Raw genomic sequence first — 24,878 nt, forward strand, 5'->3', positions numbered from 1 at the left:
CCGCAGTGGCGCCGGACGAGACTACCCCAGGGCGGGGGTGCCACCAAAACCGACGACGATCACTCGTCCGTCATGGTCACGTGCACGCCGCCGACGAGGGCCGCCACGATGTTGTAGAGGAACGCCCCGATGGTCGACAGGGCGGTGAGCAGGAAGACGTCGACCACCGCGATGAGCGTGGCGCCCGAGATGACCCGGGAGAACTCGACGTACTGCAGGATGTTGATCCCGCTCTCCGTGCCGGTGATCTGGGTGACCAGGTTGTCGGCCTTGGTGAACACCTGCAGCCCGTTCAGCGTGAACCAGACCACGGCTGCGGCGACGACGATCATCACGCCGATCGCCACGGACAGCAGGAACGACAGCTTCATGACCGACCACGGGTCGACGCGCGAGATCGCGAGCCGGACGCGGCGGGGGGCGCCGTGCTGGCCCACCGTCGGGATGCGTCCCGTGCTCGGCCGGGCGCCCGTGAGGTTCTCGGTCGAGCTCGCCGTCCGGGGGGCACTCGTGGTGGCCGCCGGGGCGGGTGCCGGGGTGGTCGTCATGGTCGGATCCTTGGGACGGGGGCGGGTGGCCGCAGCGAACGCGGCGGACGTGGCGACGCCGGCCTTCTTGAACCAGACCGTGGCCGTGTCCACCGCCACCATCATCGGGGACGGCGGGTCGTGCTCGTCGCCGACCGCCGAGTCGGTGGTGTCACGATCCTGTGGAGATATCGAGGTGGCCGTGGCGCCGGCCTCCGCCGGAGCCGACCGCTCGGGGGCCTCCGAGCGCGTTGAGGACTCCGCACGCGTCGAGGGTTCCGTGCGCGTGGACGACTCCGTGCGCTTGGAGGACTCCGTGCGCGTCGAGGACTCCGTGCGCGTCGACGTCCGCACCGGGGTGACCGTCGGCGGCATCACGCTGGCCGGCACCGTGAACGCCGTGGTGCCGTTCGAGCCGTTCAGGCTCGGCACGTGCGTCGCCGCGTCGTCGGTGTCCGGCTCGTTCCACGCCGAGGTCGATCCCGTGCGTGGCGTGGACGTCGTCGTGCGACCCGCGGTCGTCGGCGTCGTCGGGCGCTTGCGCGGCGGGATCGAGGGGGGCGTGGAATCGGTCATGCGTCCTCCGCTGACTGGTCGGTCACGGCCTGATCGGCGGTCGTCCCGGCGTCACCGACACCCTCCGGGGCGTCCGTTCCGTCGGAAACCTGGCCATTCTCAGCGCCCACGGTACCTGCCTCGTCGGCCAGGTGTCGCTCAGTGTTGCGCGCGACCGCGATGATCCGGTCCCCGTTGTCGGGCTTGGCGAAGATGACGCCCTGCGTGGTGCGACCGGTCGCATTGACCTCTGACGTGGCCGAACGCACGATCTTGCCGCGCTCCATGATGACCAGGACCTCGTCCTCGGGGTCGACCACGAGCGCCCCGACCAGGTCGCCGTTGGCCTCGGGCAGGTTGGCCACCTTGATGCCCAGCCCGCCGCGGCCCTGCTGCCGGTAGTTCTCCACCGTCAGTGCGGTGCGCTTCGCGATGCCGCCCTCGGTCACCGTGAACAGGAACGCGTCCTCGCGCACGACGTCCATGGCCAGCAGCTCGTCGTCGTCGCGGAACTTCATGCCCGTGACGCCCGAGGTGGCCCGGCCCATCGGCCGCAGCGACTCGTCGGACGCGGTGAAGCGAACCGACTGGCCCTTGCGGCTCACCAGGATGAGGTCCTCGTGGGAGTCGACCAGGCGCGCGGAGACCAGCTCGTCCGGCAGACCCTCCTCGTCCTCGCGCAGGTTGATCGCGATGACGCCGCCCGAGCGGTTGGAGTCGTAGTCGGCCAGCCGCGTCTTCTTCACCAGGCCGCGCTGCGTGGCCAGGACCAGGTACTCGGCCTTGGTGTAGTCGCGGATGTCGAGCACCTGCGCGATCTTCTCGCCCGGCTGGAACGCCAGCAGGTTGGCGACGTGCTGGCCCTTCGCGTCGCGACCGCCCTCGGGCAGCTCGTACGCCTTCGCGCGGTACACGCGGCCCAGGTTGGTGAAGAAGAGCAGCCAGTGGTGCGTCGTCGTGACGAAGAAGTGGTCGACCAGGTCGTCCTCGCGCAGCTGCGCCCCGCGCACGCCCTTGCCGCCGCGGCGCTGGGCCCGGTAGTTGTCGGAGCGCGTGCGCTTGGCGTACCCGCCGCGGGTGATGGTGACGACCATCTCCTCCTCGGCGATGAGGTCCTCGACGCTGACCTCGCCGTCGAACGGCAGGATCGTCGTGCGCCGCTCGTCGCCGTACTTGGCGACGATCTCGCCCAGCTCGTCGGACACGATGTCGCGCTGGCGCTGCTCGGAGTCGAGGATTGCCTGGTACTCGGCGATCTCCGCCTCGAGCTTGGCGTAGCGCTCGAGGATCTCCTGGCGCTGCAGGGCCGCGAGCCGGCGCAGCTGCAGGTTGAGGATCGCGTTGGCCTGGAGCTCGTCGATGTCGAGCATCGCCATCAGGCCCGAGCGGGCGTCGTCCGCGTCGGGGGAGCGGCGGATGAGCGCGATGACCTCGTCCAGCGCGTCGAGCGCCTTGAGGTATCCACGGTAGATGTGGATGTCGGCCTCGGCCTCGCGCAGCTTGAACGCGGTGCGGCGGACGACGACCTCGAGCTGGTGCGTCACCCAGTGGCGGACGAACGCGTCGATGCTCAGCGTGCGCGGGACGTCGTCGACGAGCGCGAGCATGTTCGCGCCGAACGTGTCCTGCAGCTGCGTGTGCTTGTAGAGGTTGTTCAGCACCACCTTGGCGACGGCGTCGCGCTTGAGCACGATGACCAGGCGCTGGCCGGCGCGGCCGCTCGTCTCGTCGCGGATGTCCGCGATGCCGGTGACCTTGTTGTCCTTGACCAGGTCGGCGATCTTCTTGGCCAGCGTGTCGGGGTTCACCTGGTAGGGGAGCTCGGTGACCACCAGGCAGATGCGGCCCTGGATCTCCTCGACCTGCACGATCGCGCGCATCGTGATCGAGCCGCGGCCCGTCCGGTACGCCTCCTCGATGCCCTTGTGGCCCAGGATCGTCGCGCCGGTGGGGAAGTCCGGGCCCTTGATGCGCAGCAGGAGGGCCGCGAGCAGCTCCTCGCGGGACGCGTCCGGGTGGTCGAGGTGCCACTGCACGCCCTCGGCGACCTCGCGCAGGTTGTGCGGCGGGATGTTGGTGGCCATACCGACCGCGATGCCCGCCGAGCCGTTGACCAGCAGGTTCGGGAACCGCGACGGCAGGACCGTGGGCTCCTGGGTCCGGCCGTCGTAGTTGTCCTGGAAGTCGACGGTGTCCTTGTCGATGTCCCGGACCATCTCCATGGACAGCGGCGCCATCTTGCACTCGGTGTACCGCGGGGCGGCCGCCGGGTCGTCGCCCGGGGAGCCGAAGTTCCCCTGGCCGGCCACCAGCGGGTACCGCAGCGACCAGTCCTGGACCAGGCGGACCAGGGCGTCGTAGATCGCCGTGTCACCGTGCGGGTGGTACTTGCCCATGACGTCGCCGACGACGCGCGAGCACTTGGAGAACTGGCGGTCCGGGCGGTAGCCGCCGTCGTACATCGCGTAGAGCACGCGGCGGTGCACCGGCTTCAGGCCGTCGCGGACGTCCGGCAGGGCGCGGCCGACGATGACGGACATGGCGTAGTCGAGGTACGAGCGCTGCATCTCGAGCTGCAGGTCGACCTGGTCGATGCGGCCGTGCTCGATCTCGTTGCCGGTGGTCTCGCTCAACGTGTTTCCTTACGTTCGGTGCGTTGCTGGTGGCCCGTGCGGTCTCCTGACTAGATGTCGAGGAACCTCACGTCCTTCGCGTTGCGCTGGATGAACGAGCGACGGGACTCGACGTCCTCACCCATGAGGACCGAGAAGATCTCGTCGGCCGCCGCGGCCTCGTCGAGCGTGACCTGCAGCAGCGTGCGGTGCTCGGGCGACATCGTCGTCTCCCACAGCTCCTGGTAGTCCATCTCGCCCAGACCCTTGTAGCGCTGCACCGAGTTCTCCTTGGGCAGCCGCTTGCCGCTCGCCTGCCCGTCGGTGATCACGGCGTCCCGCTCGCGGTCCGAGTAGACGTAGTCGTGCTCGGCGTTCGCCCACTTGATCCGGTACAGCGGCGGCTGCGCCAGGTACACGTGGCCGTGGGTGATGAGGTTCGGCATGTACCGGAACAGCAGCGTCAGCAGCAGGGTCCGGATGTGCTGACCGTCGACGTCGGCGTCGGCCATGATCACGATCTTGTGGTACCTCAGCTTGGACAGGTCGAAGTCCTCGCCGATGCCGGTGCCGAACGCCGTGATCAGCGCCTGGACCTCCTGGTTGCCCAGCGCCCGGTCCAGTCGGGCACGCTCGACGTTGAGGATCTTCCCGCGGATGGGGAGGATCGCCTGCGTCCGCGGGTTGCGCCCGCGCACGGCGGAACCGCCGGCCGAGTCGCCCTCGACGATGAAGACCTCGCACTCCTCGGCGCGGTTCGACTGGCAGTCGCGCAGCTTGCCCGGCATGCCGCCGGACTCGAGCAGGCCCTTGCGGCGCGTGGCCTCGCGAGCCTTGCGGGCGGCCATGCGGGCGGCGGCCGCCTGGATCGACTTGCGGATCACGTCGCGCGCCTCGGTCGGGTGCGAGTCCAGCCAGTCGCCCAGCTGCTCGTTGACCACGCGCTGCACGAACGTCTTGGCCTCGGTGTTGCCCAGCTTGGTCTTGGTCTGGCCCTCGAACTGCGGCTCGCCCAGCTTGATCGAGATGACGGCGGTGAGGCCCTCGCGGATGTCGTCGCCCGTGAGGTTCTCGTCCTTCTCCTTGAGGATGCCCTTGTCCCGCGCGTAGCGGTTGATCAGCGAGGTCATCGCCGCACGGAAGCCCTCCTCGTGCGTGCCACCCTCGGTGGTCGAGATGGTGTTCGCGTACGTGTGGACCGACTCGGAGTACGCGTTGGTCCACTGCAGGGCGATCTCGACGGCGATCCGGCGCTCGGTGTCCTCGGACTCGAAGTCGATGATCTCCGGGTGGACGACCTCCACCTTCTTCGCGCTGTTCAGGTGCTTGACGTAGTCGACCAGGCCGCCGTCGTACTTGTACGTGACGGTCCGGAAGGGTGCCGGGGCGCCCTCCTCCTTCTCGTCCTCGCCGGCGACCTCGTCGCCCGTGTCCAGGTGGGCCGGGCGCTCGTCGGTGAGCGAGATCTGGAGGCCCTTGTTGAGGAACGCGTACTGCTGGAACCGCGCACGCAGCGTCTCGAAGTCGTACTCGGTGGTCTCGAAGATCGACGGGTCGGCCCAGAACGTCTGCGACGTGCCGGTCTCGTCGGTCGGCTCGCCCTTCTGCAGCTCGCCCAGCGGCTTGCCGCCGTCGGAGAAGTTCTGCTGCCAGGTGTGCTCGTCGCGCTTGACCACGGTCTCCACGCGCGTGGACAGCGCGTTGACCACGGAGATGCCGACGCCGTGCAGGCCGCCGGAGACCGCGTAGCCCGCGCCGCCGAACTTGCCGCCCGCGTGCAGGATCGTCATGACGACCTCGACGGTCGGCCGGCCCTCGGTGGGGTGGATGGCGACCGGGATGCCGCGACCGTTGTCGACGACACGGACACCGCCGTCGGGCAGGAGCGTGACCTCGATGTGGTCGCAGTAGCCGGCCAGTGCCTCGTCGACCGAGTTGTCGACAACCTCGTAGACCAGGTGGTGCAGGCCGCGCTCGCCGGTGGAGCCGATGTACATGCCGGGGCGCTTGCGCACCGCCTCGAGCCCCTCGAGCACCGTGATCGCGCTGGCGTCGTACCCGCCGTTGCCGTCCTTGGTCGTCTTCGTCGTGCTGGACGGGGGGGTGCTCTGCTCGGCCACGGGCGGTGGTGCTCCTCAAGCTCTCACACGCGACGGAGGGCGCCGACCGAACTTCGCCGGGTCGGATCACTCCATGACGCTGGAGTTCCAGGCACAGATGCGCCAGGAATGACCTTCACAGTCTACCTGGTGGACGGGCCTGGACCCTCTTTTCCCACAGGTGTCCCCTCCGGTCTTCCTCGGTCAGCGGAACGTGTCCCGCTCACCCCGGCCCGCCACGCGCTTCGGGCCGGTCTTGAACCGCGGTCCGCCGGGGTTCAGCACGGTGATCTCGAGGACGATCCCCTCACCGAGGTCCGCCGCGAACCGCCCGAGCATCGCCGGCGCCAGGAACTTCAGCTGCGTGGCCCACGACGTCGAGTGCGCCCGCAGCGTCAGGGCCCCGCCCTCGAACGAGACGTACTCGCAGTGCTCGGCCACCTGGGGGCCGACCAGCTCCGACCACCGGTGCTTGAGCACGCCGGCGACCTGGTCAGAGGAGCCGCCGAGCTGGTCCAGCAGGCCGCTCACCGTCGACCCGATGAGCTGCGGGTCGCGCGCACCCGGGCCGGCCGTGCCCACCGCCACCTGGACGAGCGGCCGCCGCCGGGCCGGGTCGCCCGGCCGGAACCCGCGCTGCGCGGCCGCGGCCTTCGCCCGCCCCAGGGCCCCGAGCGCCACCTGCCGCGGCGGTGTGAGCTCGACGAGCTCGCGCAGCGGCGTCCCGTCGAGCGGCTTGTTCTTCGGCGTCGCGAAGAGGCCCTCCTCAGAGGACACGGGCCACCTCCCCACCCATCACGTCGACCCTGGCACCGGCCAGGGGCGCCGGGACGTCGTCGGCCACCGCCGCCGTGATGAGGACCTGCCGGGCCGGCGCCACCAGCTCCGCCAGCCGGTCCCGCCGGCGCGCGTCGAGCTCGGCGAACACGTCGTCGAGGATCAGCACGGGCTCGCCGTCGGGACCCCAGTCCCCACCGGCCCACCCGTCGACCTCGTCGCCGTCCTTCAGCAGCTGGTACGACGCGAGCCGCAGAGCCAGCGCGAACGACCACGACTCGCCGTGGCTGGCGTAGCCCTTGGCCGGCAGCCCGCCGAGCGTGAGCACGAGGTCGTCACGGTGCGGGCCGACCAGGCTGACCCCGCGCTCGATCTCCTTGGTGCGCAGGCGACCCATCGCCTCGAGCAGCTGCGCCTCGACCAGCTCCGCCGCCGCGTCGTCGTCGTCGATCTCCAGGACGGCGTCCAGGGACGCCCGGTACGTGACGATCGCGTCACCCTGCCCGGCGCTGACCTGCGCATATGCCCGTTCGATGTGCGGCGCGAGCGACCGCACCAGGTGTCGCCGGGCGACGATGATCTGCGCGCCCGTCTGCGCCAGCTTGGCGTCCCACACGTCGAGCGTGCGCAGGTCGGCCCCGGCTCCGCGCCGCGCCGCGCCCGCCGACTTCAGCAGCGCCGACCGTTGCCGCAGCACGCGGTCGTAGTCCGTGATCACGCCGGCGACCCTCGGTGTGAGCTGGACCAGCAGGTCGTCCAGGAACCGTCGACGGCCGTCCGGGTCGCCCTTGACCAGCGACAGGTCCTCGGGTGCGAACAGCACGGCGCGCAGGATCCCGAGCACGTCGCGCGCCCTCGTCGGCGAGCCGCCGTTCACCCGCGCCCGGTTCGCCTTGCCGGGCGTCACCTCGATCTCGACCAGCGACGAGCGAGGGCGGCCGGGCTCGAGCTCGCGGACCACCTTCGCCCGGACCACCGCCCGTGTCGTCCCCGCCCGCACGAGCGCGGCGTCGGTCGGCACCCGGTGACTGCCCAGGGTCGCGATGTAGCCGAGCGCCTCGATCAGGTTGGTCTTGCCCTGCCCGTTGGGGCCGACGAGCGCGGTGATGCCGGGCTCCAGCGGCAGCTCGACCTGCGCGTACGAGCGGAAGTCCGTCAGGGAAAGGTGCGCGACGTACATCGACTGGTCAGGCGGACGGCGGCGCGGGCTTCACGGCGTGCCCGCCGAACTGCTGGCGCAGCGCCGCGACGGCCTTCATCGCGGGCGACTCCTCCTGGCGGGAGGCGAAGCGTGCGAACAGGGAGGCGGAGATGACCGGAGCCGGCACGGCGAGGTCGATCGCCTCGTCGACGGTCCACCGGCCCTCGCCGGAGTCCTCGACCCAGTCGTCGATCTCGCCCAGGCCCGGGTCCTGCTCCAGCGCCTTGACCAGCAGCTCCAGCAGCCAGGACCGTACGACGGTGCCCCGCTGCCACGCACGCATGGTGCCGTGCACGTCCGTGACCAGGTCCTTCGCCGCGAGGAGCTCGTAACCCTCGGCGTACGCCTGCATCAGCCCGTACTCGATGCCGTTGTGCACCATCTTCGAGAAGTGGCCCGCGCCGACGGTGCCGGCGTGGACGAAGCCCTCTTCGCGCGGACCCTCGGGACGCAGCGCGTCGAACACCGGCATCGCCTTGGCGACGAGGTCCGGCTCGCCGCCGACCATGAGGCCGTACCCGTTGGCCAAGCCCCAGACCCCGCCGGAGACGCCGGCATCGATGAACCCGATGCCCTTGGCGGCCAGCCGCTCCGCGTGCGGCAGGTCGTCCTGGTAGTACGAGTTGCCGCCGTCGATGAGGACGTCGCCGGCCGTGAGCAGGCCCGCCAGCTCGGTCACCACGGCATCCGTGATCTCGCCAGACGGCACCATCACCCACACGATGCGCTCGCCGGCCGGGAGCGCCTCGACGAGGGCCTCCAGCGAGGGGACGTCGGTGACGTCCGGGTTGCGGTCGTACCCCGTGACGTCGATACCCGCGGCACGGATGCGCGTCCGCATGTTCGCGCCCATCTTGCCCAGACCCACCAGACCGATGTGCATGCCGTCTGCCTCTTCTTCGGTTCGCGTCCTGCGTGTCTCGCTCACTCTGCCCCAGAGGGGCGCGGTGCGCCGGGCAGCCGTCCCGGCCGTCTGCAGCTCCGCTGGTCAGCTGGCGAAACGGATGGGGACCAGCAGGTAGCGGTACTCGGGGTTGTCCTCGCCGTCCAGCGACTCCTGGCCGGTGAACTCGACCGGCTTGTTGGGGTGCGTGAACGACAGCCGGACGAACGTCGTGCTCAGCGCGCCGAGCCCGTCGAGCAGGAACTGGGGGTTGAACGCCACCGAGATGTCGTCGCCGACCAGCGTGGCCTCGAGCGCCTCGGAGGCCTGCGCGTCGTCGCCCTGACCGGCGTCGAGGACGACCTGGCCCTCGCTGAACGACAGCCGGATCGGGGTGTTCCGCTCGGCGACCAGCGCGACGCGCTTGGCGGCGTCGGCCAGGGCGTGCGTGCCGACGACGGCGTGGATGGGCGTCTCGTCCGGGAACAGCCGGCGCACCGCGGGGTAGTCGCCGTCGACCAGGAGGCTCGTGGTCTGCCGACCGGCGGCCTCGAAGCCGATCATGTCGACGCCCGAGCCGGTGGACAGCGCCACCGTCACGGAGCCCGCACTGCCCAGGGACTTCGCGGCGTCGGACAGCGTCCGCGCCCGGACCAGAGCGACCGTCGAGATGTCCGGCGACGACGGCTTCCACGTGAGCTCACGCAGCGCGAGCCGGTAGCGGTCCGTGGCGAGGAGGGTGACCTTCTCGCCCTCGATCTCCACTCGCACGCCCGTGAGCAGCGGCAACGTGTCGTCCCGGCTCGCGGCGACGGAGACCTGGGCGACCGCGTGGGTCAGCTCGTCGCCGTCGACGGTGCCCGTGGTGGGCGGCATGACCGGGAGGTTCGGGTAGTCCTCGACCGGCATGGTCAGGAGCGTGAAGCGGCTGGCGCCACACGTCACGACGACCTTGGTGCCCTCGAGCACCACGTCGACCGGCTTGTCGGGCAGCGACCGGGAGATCTCCGCGAGGAGGCGGCCGGAGACCAGCACGGAGCCGGCCTCGGTCACGTCCGCCGGGATCTGCGACCGGGCGGAGACCTCATAGTCGAAGCTCGAGAGCTGCACGGTGCCTGTGGTGTCGGCCTCGAGGCGCACACCCGCCAGGACGGGGACGGGGGGCCGCGTGGGCAGGCTGCGCGCCGTCCATGTGACGGCGTCCGCGAGAACGTCGCGGTCGACCCGGAACCTCATGCCTCAAACCTCTCGTCGTGCGGCCCTGCCGGCGTGCCGTCACAGGTTGTGAGGAGGTCCGGTCGGAAGGCGTCAGGCGAACACTACGCGAGTGGTCCGACGCTCGGTACGGGCATGCGGATGACAACCACACCCGTGTCGTTCGTCGACCCGTCCAGCCCTTTGGCGGTGTGTGGATCCATCAGAGAGAGAAGTGTCGTCATCGTCATCGGTCCTGTGCACTGTGTGGATGGTGGACGTCCGTGCAGGTCAACCCCCGATCAGGGTGTGTACGCCGGTTGTGGGCCGGATCGGACACCCCGTGGACAGCCGTGGAGAGCTGTGTCCGGGCCGTCCTGCGTCCACCGCGACGCCCCTTCCCGTCCACATCGCACAGTGGGGTCATCCACCGTCGTCCACAGGTGTACCCACAGGTGTGGAGATTCGTCCCATGCATGTCTCATCCGCAGGGTGAAGGTTGGGGTCAAGACGGCTGCAACGTTTCGACGGTGAGAGTTGTCTCATGCCCGGACGCGCCGAATGACCGTTTGTGAACGCGCACATTGCCGGGTTTGCCGTATTGCTGCAGGTCAGCGACATGGAGGTTCGTGCGCCAGGCTCGAGTGAGCCGAACGGGTGAATCAGGTCACAAGCATCCCCAGGGTCCTGTGGACAGCTGTGGATAACTGTGGGGAGACGACCGGGCAGAACAGGCTGAACTGGGCTTCTGGTCAGCCGCGGTTCTGCTGCTTGATCCGGTTGGTGAGCTCGGTGACCTGGTTGTAGATGGACCGGCGCTCCGCCATCAGCTCGCGGATCTTGCGGTTCGCGTGCATGACGGTGGTGTGGTCCCGCCCGCCGAACGCCTGACCGATCTTCGGCAGGGACAGGTCGGTGAGCTCACGGCACAGGTACATGGCGATCTGGCGGGCCGTGACCAGCACGCGGGAACGGCTCGAGCCGCACAGGTCGTCGATGCTGAGCCCGAAGTAGGCGGCCGTCTGGCCGATGACCTGCGTCGCCGTGATCTCGGTCGTCTGGTCGTCCGTGATCAGGTCCTTGAGGACGATCTCCGCGAGCGACAGGTCCACCTGCTGGCGGTTGAGGTTGGCGAACGCCGTGACCCGGATCAGCGCACCCTCGAGCTCGCGGATGTTGGTGGAGATCTTCGAGGCGATGTACTCCAGGACGTCCGGCGGCGCCTGGAGCCGCTCGCTGCCGGCCTTCTTGCGCAGGATCGCGATGCGGGTCTCGAGGTCCGGCGGCTGGACGTCGGTGATCAGGCCCCACTCGAAGCGCGACCGCATGCGGTCCTCGAAGCCGTTCAGCTGCTTCGGCGGCAGGTCGGACGTGATCACGACCTGCTTGTTCGCGTTGTGCAGGGTGTTGAACGTGTGGAAGAACTCCTCCATCGTCTGTTCCTTGCCCTGCAGGAACTGGATGTCGTCGATGAGGAGCACATCAACCTCGCGGTAGCGGCGCTGGAACGCGCCGGCCTTGCCCTCGGAGATCGAGTTGATGAAGTCGTTGGTGAACTCCTCGGAGTTCACGTACCGCACGCGGACGCTCGGGTAGAGGTTCTGCGCGTAGTGGCCGATCGCGTGCAGCAGGTGCGTCTTGCCCAGACCCGAGTCGCCGTAGATGAACAGCGGGTTGTAGGCCTTGGCCGGTGCCTCAGCCACGGCGACCGCCGCGGCGTGCGCGAAGCGGTTCGAGCTGCCGATGACGAACGTCTCGAAGAGGTACTTGGGGTTCAGCCGGGCCGGCTCGGCAGGCTGGCGACGGTTGGCGGGCGACGGACGGTCGTCGTCCCGGCCGCCGTAGCGACGCGTGTGCTGCGAGCCGTTGTCCGACGCGTCCTCGTCGCTGACCAGCGACAGGTCGGGGCGCGCCTCGCGCCGGGCGTCGGCCTCGTCCGCCTCGCGCTCGTCGCGCGAAGGGCTGTACGGCTCGTGCCGCTGCTCCGCGCCGACGACCCGCAGCGCGGGGGGCGCGTCCTCGGCCAGATCGGGATCGACCGTGATGGCGAACCGCGCCTCGCGGTCGAGGGCTGCGCTCAGCGCGATCGTGACCTCGCCGCGGACCCGGGACTCGAGGTAGTCCTTGGTCAGGTCGTTGCCGACGGCCAGGAGCAGGGTGCCGTCGAGGAGCCCGAGCGGACGTGCGAGTCGGACGAAGGCGATCTGGCGCGGGGTGATGTCCGGACTCGACTCGAGGGTCGACACCACGTGCCCCCAGACCCGGGAGAGCTCTTCGTCCTGTGACACGTGCTACCTCGGCTGTTCGTTCGCGTGGGTGGTCGAGTCTCGCACGACCCCGCGTTGTCCACACAGTTGTCCACACCTGTGAGCAGATGATCGCGGTGGCCTCGGAGGCCCCGACACACGGTGAGGACGGGCGAGCGGGGCGCACCTGTCGGCGTCGTTCTCGTGGCGTTCAGGCCCTGTCCACCACGGTGTGGTCCACAGGCTGCTCGCCCCAGCGACGATGATCGATCGTAGTGGCAGCCCCGAGGTGCGGGCAGTGCCCCAGCGGGTGACGTCGGACGGGCTGTGGCAGGATCGGTGCGGCGAGTCGCGCGCATTTGACCGGCCAGTACGGCGGGAAGTACGGTATTGCAGCCTTATCGATGGCTCCCTCCTGGCGCGCCCTGACGCCGCACGCGTGCATGCAAGCTCGCTCGTGTGTCCCGGAGCATTCGATCTCGGCAGCCTGAACCTGGTCGCGCGGCACCTGCGAGGCCCACCCGATGTAGTTGGAGAATCTCGTGACCAAGCGCACCTTCCAGCCGAACAACCGGCGCCGGGCCAAGACCCACGGCTTCCGTCTGCGCATGCGCACGCGCGCCGGCCGCGCGATCCTGGCGGCCCGTCGCCGCAAGGGTCGCTCGGAGCTCTCGGCCTGACACAGACGTCGGTGCTGTCCGCCGCGCACCGGATGCGCCGCGCTGCCGACTTCGAGCAGGCGGTGCGCCGAGGCGCGCGCGGCGGACGGGACACCCTCGTGGTGCATCTGACGACACGGACCGATCACTCGCCCGATGGGCCGGTGATCGGTCTTGTCGTGTCCAAGGCCGTCGGGACCGCCGTCACGCGCAACCTCGTGAAGCGTCGCCTGCGCGAGCTCGTCCGGCCCCGGCTGGCCGGCCTCCCGAACGACGCAGGCATCGTCATCCGAGCACTGCCGGCGTCGGCCGGTCGGCCGTTCGCCCTCCTGGGCGCGGACCTGGACGCCGCACTCGAGACGGCGACCCGTCGGGCCCGACGCCGGACCGAGGCGTAGTCATCCCATGACCATGCACTCGGTGATGCACGCCCCCGCGCGGGTGGTCGTCCTGCTCCTTCGGGGCTACCAGCGGTTCATCTCCCCGATGACGCCGCCCACCTGCAAGTTCTACCCGTCGTGCTCGCAGTACGCCGTGATCGCTGTGCAGCGCCACGGTGTCCTGCGCGGGACGCGGCTGGCTGTCTGGCGGTTGCTCCGCTGCAACCCGTGGAACCTGGGTGGCGTGGACGACGTTCCACCTGCGCGGTCCGCTCACCGTCATTCCCACGTGGCTGCTGCCACGCACTGACCCCAACGAGGAGTTCTGCCACATGTCGTGGTTCGACGGTCTGCTCAAACCCATCATGGTCGTCGTGGCCTGGATCATGGTCCAGTTCCACGCGCTCCTCTCTGCGATCGGTCTCGACCCCGCCAGCGGCGCCGCCTGGGGGCTCTCCATCGTGGGGCTCGTGATCGTCATCCGGATCGCGCTGATCCCGCTGTTCTTCCGCCAGATCAAGGCGTCGCGCGGCATGCAGCTGATCGCTCCGCAGATGCAGGCGATCCAGAAGAAGTACAAGGGGAAGACCGACCCCGCGTCCCGTGAAGCGCTGCAGCGCGAGACCATGGCGCTCTACCGGGAGAACGGCACGAACCCGTTCGCGTCCTGCCTGCCGATCCTGCTGCAGTCCCCCATCTTCTTCGCGCTCTTCCGCGTGCTCATCGAGCTCCCCGGCATCGCCTCCGGCCAGTACCCGCCGATCGGCCCGATGACCCCCGAGCTCGCCGCCCAGGCCGAGGCCGCCACGATCTTCGGCGCCCCGCTGTCTGGCACGTTCATGCAGGCCGGCGACAACTGGCACATCCGCGTGGTCAGCGCCGTCCTGATCGTGGCGATGTCCGCGACGACCTTCCTCACGCAGCGCCAGCTGACCATGAAGAACATGCCGCCGGCCGCGCTCCAGGGCCCGATGGCTCAGCAGCAGAAGGTCCTGCTCTACGTCCTGCCGCTGATCTTCGCCTTCTCCGGCGTCAACTTCCCCATCGGTGTCCTCATCTACTGGACCACCACGAACCTCTGGTCGATGGGCCAGCAGTTCTACACGATCCGTCGCATGCCGGCCCCTGGCTCGCAGGCCGAGCTCGCCATGAAGGAGCGCAAGGCCCGCAAGGCTGCCGCGCACGGATCCCTCATCGAGGACGCGCCCACGACGACCACCCTGGTCATCGAGGAGAAGCCGCGCAGCGGGCAGCGCGAGCAGCCGAAGCGCAAGGACCGCAACAAGCCTCGTGCCGCCAACGAAGGCGTCACCGGCAAGCCGACCGCGTCGACCGACGACGAACCCGACGGGCCCAGCACGCCGGCGCCAGCCGCCCCCACCAAGCCTAAGAAGTAGCGCACCCGCGCGACGTTGATCGGAGAGAGACTCCATGACTTCGACCCAGCCCGACGCTCCCGTCGAGACCGTCAGCACCAAGCGCCTCGAGGAAGAGGGCGAGATCGCCGCTGACTACCTCGAGGAGCTGCTCGACATCGCCGACCTCGACGGTGACATCGACATCGACATCGACCACGGCCGTGCCGCCGTGGAGATCGTCTCCGAGGACCCCGCGGACCGTTCGCTCTCGCGCCTGGCCGGTCCCGACGGAGAGGTGCTGGATGCTCTCCAGGAGCTGACCCGCCTCGCCGTGCAGGCGAAGACCGGCGAGCGCAGCCGGCTCATGCTCGACGTCGCCGGCTACCGCGCCGGTCGTCGTGCCGAGCTGGTGACCGTCGCCAACGACGCGATCGCCCGCGTGAAGGAGTCCGGCGTCGCCGTGGCCCTCGACGCGATGAACCCGTTCGAGCGCAAGGTCGTCCACGACACCGTTGCTGCCGCTGGCATGTCGAGCGACTCCGACGGCGTCGAGCCGAACCGGCACGTGGTGATCCGTCCGGCGTGATGTGACCGCGGTCTTCGGACCGGCGGGATGAAGGGGTGGGCCCGCGGGTCCACCCCTTCGTCGTTGGACGATGTTTCACGTGGAACCGATGCGTCATTCGGGTCTGGCCGGCGACGTCTCCGACGTGCGCTCGCGTGGTTCCGCGGTGTGGACGCGGCGGACGCCGGGGGTGTCGAGCTGTGCCGACGTGGTGGCCAGCGCGTCGAGGTCGAAGTTGAGCGACGGGGTCGCCGTCGAGCGCGGTTGCCGTGTCGGTGCAAGCGGCACGCTGGCCGCAGGCCGGCCTACACGCACGCGATCGTTGGCCGCGCCGCCGGTTCCGCCACGTCTCACATCGATGGGCGGTTGGCTGTGCTCTCTCGAGCCCGTCACAAGGGGCCGAGCCGTCGGGATTGCCGGGACGTCGCGTGTCTCGCTCGTGGATCGGGCTGAACCCTCGAGTCGGCGTCCGTCCGTGGGATGGGATCCTCGGCGCGCACGAAGGCGTCTAGCGATGACTGATGTGCCGTAGGCCCCACAGGCAGCTCCAGGGGAGACGTCGTTTCACGTGAAACGTCTCTACGGATGCGCCACTTCACGGCGATGGCCGTGGTCGGTTTCACATGAAACAGCCGGCGGCCAGCTCGCCTCGGGCAGAGCCATTCAACAGTTCGCGCTACGGGGGTCGGTCCGACGACCCGTGCCTGCCGCGTGCGCCTGGCGCCGGGTGCTCGCTGCTTGTTGCGTCGGGTCTCCACGTATAGGCGCCGACCTGTGATCCGTTCGGGGAGCTGTGCGACTCGTCTGCTCTGTGCACGATGGGACGAGGGGTCTGGGCGTCTGGTCGGGGGTCGGTCGGGCGAGGGCGACGGGCTGACTCGCCGCGGTACGGCATGAGCGATCACCGGCGTGGGGAAGGCCCGGATCCCCTGGGGCGTCCGGAACTGTTTCACGTGAAACAACGGACGACCCCGGATCGCAGGAAGGCGGGGAGCGCTGCCGCTCAGATCGCCGGCGACGCCGAGGCGACCTGTTTCACGTGAAACAGGCGTGACTAGGGCCCGAGGTGGAGTGCAGGGACTGGGCGCCGTGGCGGATTGGATGCCGATGCCGAAGTGACTCGCGTGTGGCGCCCCGCGGGGCCGCTGCGAACGTGTGACCTGGTTCGCTGGGGTGCCGTGTCGCATCAGCGCGAAGGTCCGACGGGCGACAGGAGTTGGACATTGTGCCTACCGCCACCGGGACCCCTCACCAGGCCCCTCGGGCCCCGGTCGGTGCATACGGCGCTCGGAAGCTCACTACGGCCGTCCGGGAGTGTCGAAAGCGCGCGCCAAGGGACCCGCAGGGCCGTCCGCGGGATTTCCAGCGGCAGGTGTGCTCGCCGCTCGACCTCGAGTGGCCCGTCCCGCGGACCGCAAGCGGCAGGTCGTGCTCGCCGCTCGCCCCTCGCGCCTCGCACGGCACGCCGCGGGGACTGCCAGCGGCAGGCCGTGCTCGCCACTCGCCCCTCGCGCCTCGCACGGCACGCCACGGGGACTGCCAATGGCGGGCCGTGCTCGCCCGGAGCGGCTTGGGCGGCCAGCGGACCTCGGTGACCTGAGCGAGCTTGCCCCGGCCGGCCCCACAGGGTGATGGCCGGGGCACCGACGGGGCTGCCGACCGGGCGGGACCGAGGACATGGTCAACGGCCCGAAGTCTTGGTTCGCGACCCTCGGCTTGTCCCCGTGTTGGCTGCATCTGCCCCTGGAGCCGAGCCACCTAGTCCAAGGAGCGGCTCTGTCGATCACACGTCCCCGGGGAGTCGGCAAGCGCCCCCGGGTCGCCTGCTCAGGATCGTGAGCCGCGGATGTCACCGACCCTCATGGCGAGTTGTTCGCGCCGCCAGGACCGGCTCTTCGAGAGCGGGCACGCGAGTTCTTTGGCGCGTGTCAACCTCCGGGATCCGGACCGTCCACATCCGGGCGCGGTGGCGGGAGAGAGAGTGTCCGCGCGCGGTACGGTAGGGCGGCGCCGAGGGGTCCGAACGTTCGCGATCCATGTGATCGACGGATCTCAGTGGCAGGTACGACAGCTTGTTTCACGTGAAACCAAGGGGATCTGACGGTGACGGAAGCTCGGTCGACGGACGTCGACGGAGCCGACCCCCTGGACGGCGACTCCAGGCTGCAGCCCTACTTCGGGCGGGCCTGGCCCCAGGTTCTCGGCTTTCACGACCTGCTCGTCAAGGAAGGCGAGCTGCGTGGCTTGGTCGGGCCGAGGGAGTTCTCTCGGCTCTGGGAGCGGCACATTCTCAACTCCGCGGCGGTGGTGCCCTTCCTGCCGACCTCGGGGCGCATCATCGATCTCGGCAGCGGCGCGGGGTTGCCCGGCATCGTGGTGGCCGCGATGCTCCCTGAGGCTGAGGTCGTGCTGCTCGAGCCGATGGAGCGCCGGACCGACTGGTTGAGCGAGGTCGCCGAGTCGCTCGGGCTGGGCAATGTAGTGGTGCTGCGTGGCCGTGCGCAGGATGAGCACGGACGGCTCACCGGTGACGCCGTGACGGTTCGGGCGGTGGCGTCGCTCGACAAGCTGTATCGGTGGGCCCTCCCGCTCCTTCGAGCCGGTGGATCACTCGTCGCCCTCAAGGGTGGGCGAGCGGAGGAGGAGATCGAGGCGGCGAAGCACGTGGGTCGCAAGCTCGGCGCAGGGGTCGCCTCTGTGCAGGACGCGCCCACGATCGAAGGGGTTGACGTGACGAGAGTTGTTCGAGTCGTTCGGGAGGCAGTTCCTGGTGTTCGGTAGGAAGAAGAGGCGTCACGAAGACGACCCGACGACCGACGACGCTGCTCCGGGAGAGCTCACGTCCGCTGGCTCTGGGGCGAACGGCATCCCAGCGTGGGCGCCGGACCCCACGGTCGAGCAGAGCAGTGGCCAGCGAGCGGCGGCTCTGAGCGAGAGTGCCCGTGCGCTGCACAGTGCCGGTGGGGTCGGGAGTGCCGGTGGCGTCGAGAGTGCCGGTGGCGTCGGGAGTGCCGGTGGGTCCGACGGTTCCGCAGATCTGCAGGTCAGCGAGCGGGGCACCGCGCCGGGCGACACCCAGAACGCCGAGCCGGACGACTCGAGGAGCGCCGAACCCGCCGACACGCAACGCGCGGAGCAGCACGCCGGGTTCCTCCCGAGAGTGTTCGAGCCGGGGGCTGTGCCTCACCCGTCCGACCAGCAGCCAGTGCCCCACGCGACTGCCGTTGACCGGGGTGCTTTCGACGGCCTCGAGAGGTCGCCCGGCACGGACGCTGTCGTAGCCAGCGGCGCGGGGGCTGTCGAGCGACCTGCATCGGAGACGGCTGTTTCACGTGAAACAGAGAGCCCCCACGACAGCCCACCCACTCAGGCCATCTCCGGGAGCACGGCGTCCGCCTGGGACGAGCGGGCAGAGCACACGGTGGCGGAGAGCGCATCGGAATCAGTCACACGTCCGGGAGAGAGGGAGGCGTTCGTCACGCCGGCCGACGCCGACGACGTCCCGACGAGCGCTGCAGAGACCGACGCGTTGGGCGACAACACCGTCGATGGCGCCGAGGAGGCGTTCGACCGTGACACCATTCCGCCCATGACACCGCGGCACGAGCTCGACCCCGACGAGAGTCGGCGTGCTGCGTTGGTGGAGAGCCTCCCTGCCGTCACCGACGACACGCCGCTGATGGCCGAGCTCAAGCAGGACGCCCGGCGTCGGATTGAGCTCCGCGGTCGACGGTTCCCGCGGCCGCCGCAGACTCGCGTCATCACGGTGGCGAACCAGAAGGGCGGCGTCGGCAAGACGACGACCACGGTCAACCTCGCCGCTGCGCTCGCGCAGTCGGGCCTGAACGTCCTCGTCCTGGACAACGACCCGCAGGGGAATGCGTCCACCGCGCTGGGGATCGAGCACCGCGCCGGCACACCGTCGATCTACGAGGTGCTGGTCGATGGAGCTCCGATCGCGGAGGCCGTGCAGGAGAGCCCCGACGTCCCGAACCTGTGGTGCCTGCCCGCCACGATCGACCTGTCCGGCGCCGAGATCGAGCTGGTGTCGATGGTGGCCCGCGAGACCCGGCTGCGGAACGCTCTCGACGCATACCTCGAGTGGCGGGTGGCCAACGGGCAGGAGCGCATCGACTACGTGTTCGTCGACTGCCCGCCGAGCCTCGGGCTGCTGACGGTCAACGCGTTCGTGGTCGCACGCGAGGTGCTCATCCCGATCCAGTGCGAGTACTACGCGCTCGAGGGTCTCAGTCAGCTGCTGAAGACCATCCAGCTGATCCAGGCGCACCTGAACCCGCAGCTCCACGTCTCGACGATCCTGCTGACCATGTACGACGCGAGGACGAACCTCGCGCAGCAGGTGGCGACCGAGGTCAGGACGCACTTCCCCGAGCGGACGCTTCGCACGACGGTGCCGCGCTCGGTGCGGATCTCCGAGGCGCCGAGCTACGGCCAGACGGTGATGACGTACGACCCGGGCTCGTCCGGTGCGCTCGCCTACCTCGAGGCTTCCCGAGAGGTCGCGGAGCGAGGTGCGGCCGGCGTCGTCGACGGCGCCGCGCAGGCGCCACACACGAATGGGCAGTCGGCCGACGTGCCCGCACAGCAGAACCACCACGAACACCAGCCGGCTTCGGTCGTGCTTCAGGAGGAACAGTGAGCGAGAAGCGACGTGGCTTGGGCCGGGGCCTCGGAGCCCTCATCCCGACGGGCCTCGACGGCCAGCGCCCGACGGGAGCCGAGAGGCCGGTCGACGTGTTCTTCCCGGACCCCAAGCGTGACAACGGCGAGGCGGCCGCCGCGCAGGGTGCGACCGCCACGGCAGTCCTGACGGAGGACCCGCCGGTCGAGGCCGACACTTCCTTGGTCGACGGCACCGTGACGACCGACGCGCCGAGCGCGAACGATGCCACTCCGCGGGCGACCGAGCTCGTCGTCGAGCCGCAGTCCGTCCCCAGAGACGCCGACGCTGCCGGGGCCGACGGCCTCGTTCCGGTGCCGGGTGCCCGGTTCGCGGAGCTGCCGGTCGGCTCGATCCGGCCGAACCCGAAGCAGCCTCGCACCGTGTTCGACGAGGATGCCCTCGACGAGCTGGTCGGCTCGATCCGCGAGGTCGGCGTGCTCCAGCCGATCGTCGTCCGGGACGCCGGCGACGGCTACGAGCTGATCATGGGAGAGCGCCGCTGGCGCGCCACCCAGGCCGCCGGCCTGGCGACGATTCCCGCGATCATCCGGGACACCGAGGACGGCGACCTGCTGCGCGACGCGCTGCTGGAGAACCTCCACCGGTCCGAGCTGAACCCGCTCGAGGAGGCAGCCGCCTACCAGCAGCTGCTCGATGACTTCGGCTGCACCCACGAGCAGCTGGCCACCCGCATCCAGCGGTCGCGTCCGCAGATCTCCAACACGCTGCGTCTGCTCAAGCTGCCGCCGCTGGTGCAGCGGCGGGTCGCCGCGGGCGTGCTGTCGGCCGGTCACGCCCGTGCGCTGCTGGGGCTGAACGACGGTGCCGCGATCGAGCGTCTCGCGCAGCGGATCGTCGCCGAGGGCCTGTCGGTCCGTGCGGTCGAGGAGATCGTGTCGCTCGGCGGCGACGGCGAGCCTGCCGTGCGCCGTGCGGCTCCGCGTGCCGGGGTCAAGAACGAGGCACTCGACCACCTTGCGGCGCGGCTGTCGGACCGGTTCGACACCCGGGTCAAGGTCTCCCTCGGGAAGTCGCGAGGTCGGCTGACGGTCGAGTTCGCGTCGGTGCAGGACCTCAACCGGATCCTGGCCAGCCTCGCACCGGAGGACCCGGGCCTGCTCAAGGGCTGATCCACCGACGATCTCGTACGTCGCGCCGTGGTGCGAACGTACAAATTAGGCCGAACCGACCCATATCGGCAGGTCAGCGAGTTAGCGCGGCCATCACGAGATCGCGGTAGAGCTGCCCGAGCGGCAGTCCCGCGGCCTCGGCCGCCTGCGGGAGCAGGGACGTCTCGGTCATGCCCGGCGCCACGTTGACCTCGAGGAACCAGACCGTTCCGTCGTCGTCGACGATGAGGTCGGTGCGGGAGAGGCCGTCGAGGCCGAGGGCCACGTGCGCGGCGACTGCGACCTGGCCGACCCGTTCGGTGAGGTCGGGAGACAGGCGGGCCGGGGCGAAGTACTCGGTGCGGCCGGGGTTGTAGCGAGCGTCGAAGTCGTACGGCCCGTCCGTGACGATCTCCACGGCGGGGAGCGCGACGGGGCCGTGGCCGGTGTCGACGACGCTCACGGCCACCTCGGTCCCGATGACCGCCCGCTCGACGAGGGCCGTGTCGCTGTAGGCGAAGCAGTCGACCATCGCCTGCGGCAGCGCCTCGGGGGTGGTCACGAGGGTGACTCCGAGCGCCGACCCTCCCCGGGACGGCTTGACGACGACCGGCAGCCCGAGCCGACGGACGATCGAGTCGAGCACCTGACGGGCGCCCAGCTCACGGAAGAGCGACTGCGGCAAGGTGACGAAGTCGGGGGTGGAGAGGCCCGCCCGCACCGCGACGGTCTTGGCGATGGGCTTGCTCCACGCGATCCGGCTCTCTCGCGGGCCCGTGCCCAGGAGCCGCAGGCCGAGCATCTGCACGATGTCCCGGACCGAGCCGTCCTCGCCGCTGGTGCCGTGCAGGAGCGGCCAGACGACGTCGGGCTGCAGCTGGAGCAGCGCGGGCACGAGGTCGGCGTCGACGTCGTGGACCGAGACGTCGACACCGACGGAGCGCAGCGCGTCGGCGACCCGCCGGCCGGAGCGCAGGGAGACGTCGCGCTCGTGGGAGAGGCCCCCGGCCAGGACGACGACGCGGGGCGACGGTGTGGTGGTCACGGCTGGACGACTCCGATGGCAGGACGGACGGACGGCGCAGGACAAGAAGGCGACACGCGGCGAACCAACGACGACGGGCGAACGAGCGACGAACGGCGACCCGACGACGAACAGCGGACGAGCGACGAACGAACCGCACCACGACGAGCCGACGAGCTCCAGCGCCCGTCCAGCGTGATCACAAGGCCACGAAATCGATGAACGTGCAGGTCAGACGGCATCTGGCGCGGGTGACTGGACGTCCTGGGCGCCGGCGGACCCAGTGGTGCCGAAGAGCTCGACGAGCTCCCGCTCGCCGGCGACGACACCGGCGAGGCGACGTACGCCCTCGCGGATCCGATCGGGCGTGGGGTAGCAGAACGAGAGCCGCATGTGGTCGGCGCCGGAGCCGTCGAAGTAGAAGGCGGTGCCGGGGACGTAGGCGACCCGGGCGGTGACGGCGCGCGGCAGCATGTCCTTGGCGTCGAGCCCGTCGGGGAGCCGCACCCAGGTGTAGAAACCACCGTCGGGCACGTTCCAGGAGGCCTCGGGGAGGTGCTCGGTGAGCGCGGAGATCATCGCGTCGCGCCGCTCGCGGTACTGCTCGCGGTAGGACTTGATCTGGCCCTGCCAGTCGCACGTGGCCAGGTAGGTCGAGATGGCGATCTGCGAGGCGTTGGACGGGCACAGGATCGCGGACTCGCTGGCGAGGACCAGCTTCTCGCGCACGGCGTGGGGGGCGACCACCCAGCCGACCCGGTAGCCGGGGGCGAAGGTCTTGGAGAACGAGCCGAGGTAGAGCACGCCGTCGTCGTCGAGCGAGCGCATCGCGGGGCGCGGCTCGCCGGAGAAGCCGAGCAGGCCGTAGGGGTTGTCCTCCAGGACGAGGACGCCGTAGCGCTGCGCGATCGCCAGGATCGCGGGGCGTCGGGCGACGGAGAGCGAGACACCGGCCGGGTTGTGGAAGTTGGGGACCGTGTAGAGCAGCTTGACCCGGCGGCCCTCGGCGGCGAGCGACGCGAGGGTCTGCTCGAGCGCCGCGGGGATGAGCCCGTCGGCGTCGATGGGCACGTGCACGACGTCGGCCTGGTAGGCACGGAACACGCCGAGGGCACCGACGTAGGACGGGGCCTCCGCGACGACGACGTCACCCGGGTCGACGAATATGCGCGTGACCAGGTCGAGCGCCTGCTGCGAGCCCGTCGTGACGACGACGTCGTCGGGGTGCGCATCGATGCTCTCGAGGGCCATCACGTCGAGGATCTGCTCGCGCAGCGTCTCGTCGCCCTGGCCCGACCCGTACTGGAGCGCCTGGAGGCCGCGGGTGGCGACGACACGCTGGGCGAGGTCGCCGAGGATGTCGAGCGGCAGCCCCTCGAGGAACGGCATGCCACCGGCGAGCGAGACGACCTCGGGGCGGTTGGCGACGGCGAACAGCGCCCGGATCTCGCTGGAACGCATGCCGTGCGTGCGTTCGGCGTAGGAGCCGAGCCAGCGGTCGAGACGCGTCCCGGCGCCGGCGGCGGAGGACGTGGGGGGGCCCGACGTCTCGCCGTCGGGAACAGGGTGCGCAGTCATGCACCCGAGTTTCGCACGCGACGGGCGATGGTCCGCGCACCGTCCCCGCGACACGGGGACGGCGGCGAGAGGTCAGACGGCGGCGAGGACGCCCTCGATCTCCTCGGTGATCATCGTCTTGGGCCGCGCGCCGATGACGGACTTCACCAGCTCACCGCCCGAGAAGAAGTTGAGGGTCGGGATCGAGACGATGCCGTAGTCGCCGACGGTGCCGGGGTTCTCGTCGGAGTTGATCTTGAGCACCTTGACGCGACCCTCGTACTGGGTGGCGACCTCCTCGAGCACCGGACCGACCATCCGGCACGGCCCGCACCAGGGCGCCCAGAAGTAGACGACGACCGGGAGGTCCGACTCGAGGACGTCGGCCTGGAACGTGGCGTCGGTGACGGGGGTGGTGCCGCTCATCAGTGCTCCTCGACCTGGTGGACGGCGTCGCCGAGCGACGCCAGGAAGTTCTGGGCGTCCAGGGCCGCCGCGCAGCCGGAGCCGGCGGCGGTGATCGCCTGGCGGTACGTGTGGTCGACCAGGTCGCCGCACGCGAAGACGCCGGTCAGGTTGGTGGCCGTCGTGCGACCGATCACCTGCACGTAGCCCTCGTCGTCCAGGTCGACCTGGCCCTTGACCAGCTCGGAGCGCGGGACGTGGCCGATGGCGACGAACACGCCGGTGGCCGGGTGCTCCCGGGTCTCGCCGGTCACGGTGTCGCGCAGGGTCACGCCGCTGACCTTGGCGTCGCCGTGGATCGCGACCACCTCGCTGTTCCAGGCGAACTCGATCTTCGGGTCGTTGGCGGCGCGGTCGGCCATGATCTTGGAGGCGCGCAGGTGGTCGCGGCGGTGCACGAGCGTGACGCGCTTGCCGAACCGCGTGAGGAAGGTGGCCTCCTCGACGGCGGAGTCGCCGCCGCCGACCACGATGATCTCCTGGTCGCGGAAGAAGAAGCCGTCGCAGGTGGCGCACCACGAGACGCCGCGGCCCGACATGCGCTTCTCGTCGTCGAGCCCGAGCTCACGGTAGGCGGACCCGGTGGCCAGGATGACGGACCGGGCCTGGAAGGTCTCGCCGCCGAGGGTCTCGATGGTCTTGATCTCGCCGGTGAGGTCGAGCGAGGAGGCGTCGTCCCACAGCACCTCGGCACCGAACTTCTCGGCCTGCTTCTGCAGGCCCTCCATCAGCTCGGGGCCCTGGACGCCGTCGGGGAAGCCCGGGAAGTTCTCCACTTCGGTGGTGTTCATCAGCGCGCCGCCGGCGGTGACCGAGCCGGCGATCACCAGGGGGGCCAGGCCCGCGCGGGCCGCGTAGATCGCGGCGGTGTAGCCGGCCGGGCCCGAGCCGACGATGACGAGATCGCGGATGGTGGTGGACTGCTCGGTCACGGCGACTTCCTTGCGGTTCGGCGCGCCGGAGACGTTCCGGCGGGGGCTGAC

At 70.1% G+C, this 24,878-nt stretch carries 20 protein-coding genes; 8 read left to right on the forward strand and 12 right to left on the reverse strand.

The annotated features are described in order from the left end of the window. Positions 1–59: 59 nt before the first annotated feature. The 8 genes from AC1DWH_RS11540 to dnaA all read right to left on the reverse strand — a co-directional run bounded on the left by AC1DWH_RS11540 (position 60) and on the right by dnaA (position 12,136). Positions 60–1,103 (reverse strand): DUF3566 domain-containing protein, encoded by a 1,044-nt coding sequence (locus AC1DWH_RS11540; protein WP_477093790.1) that lies wholly within the window; start codon positions 1,101–1,103, stop codon positions 60–62. After that, a complete protein-coding gene (gyrA, locus tag AC1DWH_RS11545; protein ID WP_477093791.1) occupies positions 1,100–3,715 on the reverse strand; it encodes a DNA gyrase subunit A in 2,616 nt (871 codons plus the stop codon). Before gyrA ends, AC1DWH_RS11540 begins: the two co-directional genes overlap by 4 nt. 50 nt (positions 3,716–3,765) lie before the next feature. Beyond that, on the reverse strand, positions 3,766–5,814 hold the full coding sequence (gyrB, locus tag AC1DWH_RS11550) for a DNA topoisomerase (ATP-hydrolyzing) subunit B (protein WP_477093792.1): 2,049 nt from the start codon (positions 5,812–5,814) through the stop codon (positions 3,766–3,768). A 183-nt stretch (positions 5,815–5,997) separates the two neighbouring features. Next, entirely contained in the window at positions 5,998–6,570 is a 573-nt protein-coding gene (locus AC1DWH_RS11555; RefSeq protein WP_477093793.1) for a DciA family protein, read from the reverse strand. Then, the gene (gene recF, locus AC1DWH_RS11560) at positions 6,560–7,750 is read right to left on the reverse strand and encodes a DNA replication/repair protein RecF (RefSeq protein WP_477093794.1); all 1,191 of its coding nucleotides are present in this window, start codon (positions 7,748–7,750) and stop codon (positions 6,560–6,562) included. Before recF ends, AC1DWH_RS11555 begins: the two co-directional genes overlap by 11 nt. A 7-nt stretch (positions 7,751–7,757) precedes the next feature. Continuing rightward, entirely contained in the window at positions 7,758–8,699 is a 942-nt protein-coding gene (gnd, locus tag AC1DWH_RS11565; protein WP_477093795.1) for a phosphogluconate dehydrogenase (NAD(+)-dependent, decarboxylating), read from the reverse strand. Between the two features lie 60 nt (positions 8,700–8,759). Next, positions 8,760–9,890: a DNA polymerase III subunit beta gene (gene dnaN / locus AC1DWH_RS11570; RefSeq protein ID WP_456843977.1), complete on the reverse strand. Its 1,131-nt coding sequence runs from the start codon at positions 9,888–9,890 to the stop codon at positions 8,760–8,762. 710 nt (positions 9,891–10,600) lie between these two features. Beyond that, complete coding sequence (gene dnaA, locus AC1DWH_RS11575) at positions 10,601–12,136, reverse strand: chromosomal replication initiator protein DnaA (RefSeq protein WP_456843976.1); 1,536 nt, start codon at positions 12,134–12,136, stop codon at positions 10,601–10,603. 500 nt (positions 12,137–12,636) lie between these two features. Between dnaA and rpmH the strand changes: the two genes are divergently transcribed. From rpmH to AC1DWH_RS11615, 8 genes are all read left to right on the forward strand, one after another. After that, complete coding sequence (gene rpmH, locus AC1DWH_RS11580) at positions 12,637–12,774, forward strand: 50S ribosomal protein L34 (protein WP_159808264.1); 138 nt, start codon at positions 12,637–12,639, stop codon at positions 12,772–12,774. A gap of 11 nt (positions 12,775–12,785) precedes the next feature. Further along, the gene (gene rnpA / locus AC1DWH_RS11585; protein WP_477093796.1) at positions 12,786–13,151 is read left to right on the forward strand and encodes a ribonuclease P protein component; all 366 of its coding nucleotides are present in this window, start codon (positions 12,786–12,788) and stop codon (positions 13,149–13,151) included. A 7-nt stretch (positions 13,152–13,158) separates the two neighbouring features. Further along, the gene (yidD, locus tag AC1DWH_RS11590; protein WP_477093797.1) at positions 13,159–13,443 is read left to right on the forward strand and encodes a membrane protein insertion efficiency factor YidD; all 285 of its coding nucleotides are present in this window, start codon (positions 13,159–13,161) and stop codon (positions 13,441–13,443) included. A 22-nt stretch (positions 13,444–13,465) separates the two neighbouring features. Beyond that, positions 13,466–14,530: a membrane protein insertase YidC gene (gene yidC, locus AC1DWH_RS11595; protein ID WP_477093798.1), complete on the forward strand. Its 1,065-nt coding sequence runs from the start codon at positions 13,466–13,468 to the stop codon at positions 14,528–14,530. Between the two features lie 34 nt (positions 14,531–14,564). Beyond that, positions 14,565–15,077 (forward strand): Jag family protein, encoded by a 513-nt coding sequence (locus AC1DWH_RS11600; protein WP_456843972.1) that lies wholly within the window; start codon positions 14,565–14,567, stop codon positions 15,075–15,077. Between the two features lie 2,082 nt (positions 15,078–17,159). Then, on the forward strand, positions 17,160–17,837 hold the full coding sequence (rsmG, locus tag AC1DWH_RS11605; protein ID WP_477093799.1) for a 16S rRNA (guanine(527)-N(7))-methyltransferase RsmG: 678 nt from the start codon (positions 17,160–17,162) through the stop codon (positions 17,835–17,837). After that, positions 17,797–19,716: a ParA family protein gene (locus tag AC1DWH_RS11610; RefSeq protein ID WP_477093800.1), complete on the forward strand. Its 1,920-nt coding sequence runs from the start codon at positions 17,797–17,799 to the stop codon at positions 19,714–19,716. Before rsmG ends, AC1DWH_RS11610 begins: the two co-directional genes overlap by 41 nt. Next, on the forward strand, positions 19,713–20,870 hold the full coding sequence (locus AC1DWH_RS11615; protein WP_477093801.1) for a ParB/RepB/Spo0J family partition protein: 1,158 nt from the start codon (positions 19,713–19,715) through the stop codon (positions 20,868–20,870). Before AC1DWH_RS11610 ends, AC1DWH_RS11615 begins: the two co-directional genes overlap by 4 nt. Before the next feature lie 73 nt (positions 20,871–20,943). On the opposite strand, the gene AC1DWH_RS11620 is transcribed toward AC1DWH_RS11615, so the two are convergent. The 4 genes from AC1DWH_RS11620 to trxB all read right to left on the reverse strand — a co-directional run bounded on the left by AC1DWH_RS11620 (position 20,944) and on the right by trxB (position 24,827). Further along, positions 20,944–21,894: a D-alanine--D-alanine ligase family protein gene (locus tag AC1DWH_RS11620; protein WP_477093802.1), complete on the reverse strand. Its 951-nt coding sequence runs from the start codon at positions 21,892–21,894 to the stop codon at positions 20,944–20,946. A 210-nt stretch (positions 21,895–22,104) separates the two neighbouring features. After that, positions 22,105–23,451, reverse strand: a complete 1,347-nt coding sequence (locus AC1DWH_RS11625; protein ID WP_477093803.1) for an aminotransferase-like domain-containing protein — start codon at positions 23,449–23,451, stop codon at positions 22,105–22,107. Between the two features lie 72 nt (positions 23,452–23,523). Next, positions 23,524–23,856 (reverse strand): thioredoxin, encoded by a 333-nt coding sequence (trxA, locus tag AC1DWH_RS11630; RefSeq protein ID WP_477093804.1) that lies wholly within the window; start codon positions 23,854–23,856, stop codon positions 23,524–23,526. Continuing rightward, positions 23,856–24,827, reverse strand: coding sequence for a thioredoxin-disulfide reductase (gene trxB, locus AC1DWH_RS11635; RefSeq protein WP_477093805.1), 972 nt, complete (start codon positions 24,825–24,827; stop codon positions 23,856–23,858). The genes trxA and trxB overlap by 1 nt, the downstream gene beginning before the upstream one ends. Positions 24,828–24,878: the final 51 nt, after the last annotated feature.

This window comes from Cellulomonas sp. P2_F12 (assembly GCF_056403775.1).

Bases quoted from the DNA above. Each gene is read 5' to 3' on its own strand.
- AC1DWH_RS11540 (WP_477093790.1), bottom strand. From the start codon at position 1,103: ATGACCGATTCCACGCCCCCCTCGATCCCGCCGCGCAAGCGCCCGACG.
- recF (WP_477093794.1), bottom strand. From the start codon at position 7,750: ATGTACGTCGCGCACCTTTCCCTGACGGACTTCCGCTCGTACGCGCAG.
- dnaN (WP_456843977.1), bottom strand. From the start codon at position 9,890: ATGAGGTTCCGGGTCGACCGCGACGTTCTCGCGGACGCCGTCACATGG.
- yidD (WP_477093797.1), top strand. From the start codon at position 13,159: ATGACCATGCACTCGGTGATGCACGCCCCCGCGCGGGTGGTCGTCCTG.
- yidC (WP_477093798.1), top strand. From the start codon at position 13,466: ATGTCGTGGTTCGACGGTCTGCTCAAACCCATCATGGTCGTCGTGGCC.
- AC1DWH_RS11600 (WP_456843972.1), top strand. From the start codon at position 14,565: ATGACTTCGACCCAGCCCGACGCTCCCGTCGAGACCGTCAGCACCAAG.
- AC1DWH_RS11625 (WP_477093803.1), bottom strand. From the start codon at position 23,451: ATGACTGCGCACCCTGTTCCCGACGGCGAGACGTCGGGCCCCCCCACG.
- trxA (WP_477093804.1), bottom strand. From the start codon at position 23,856: ATGAGCGGCACCACCCCCGTCACCGACGCCACGTTCCAGGCCGACGTC.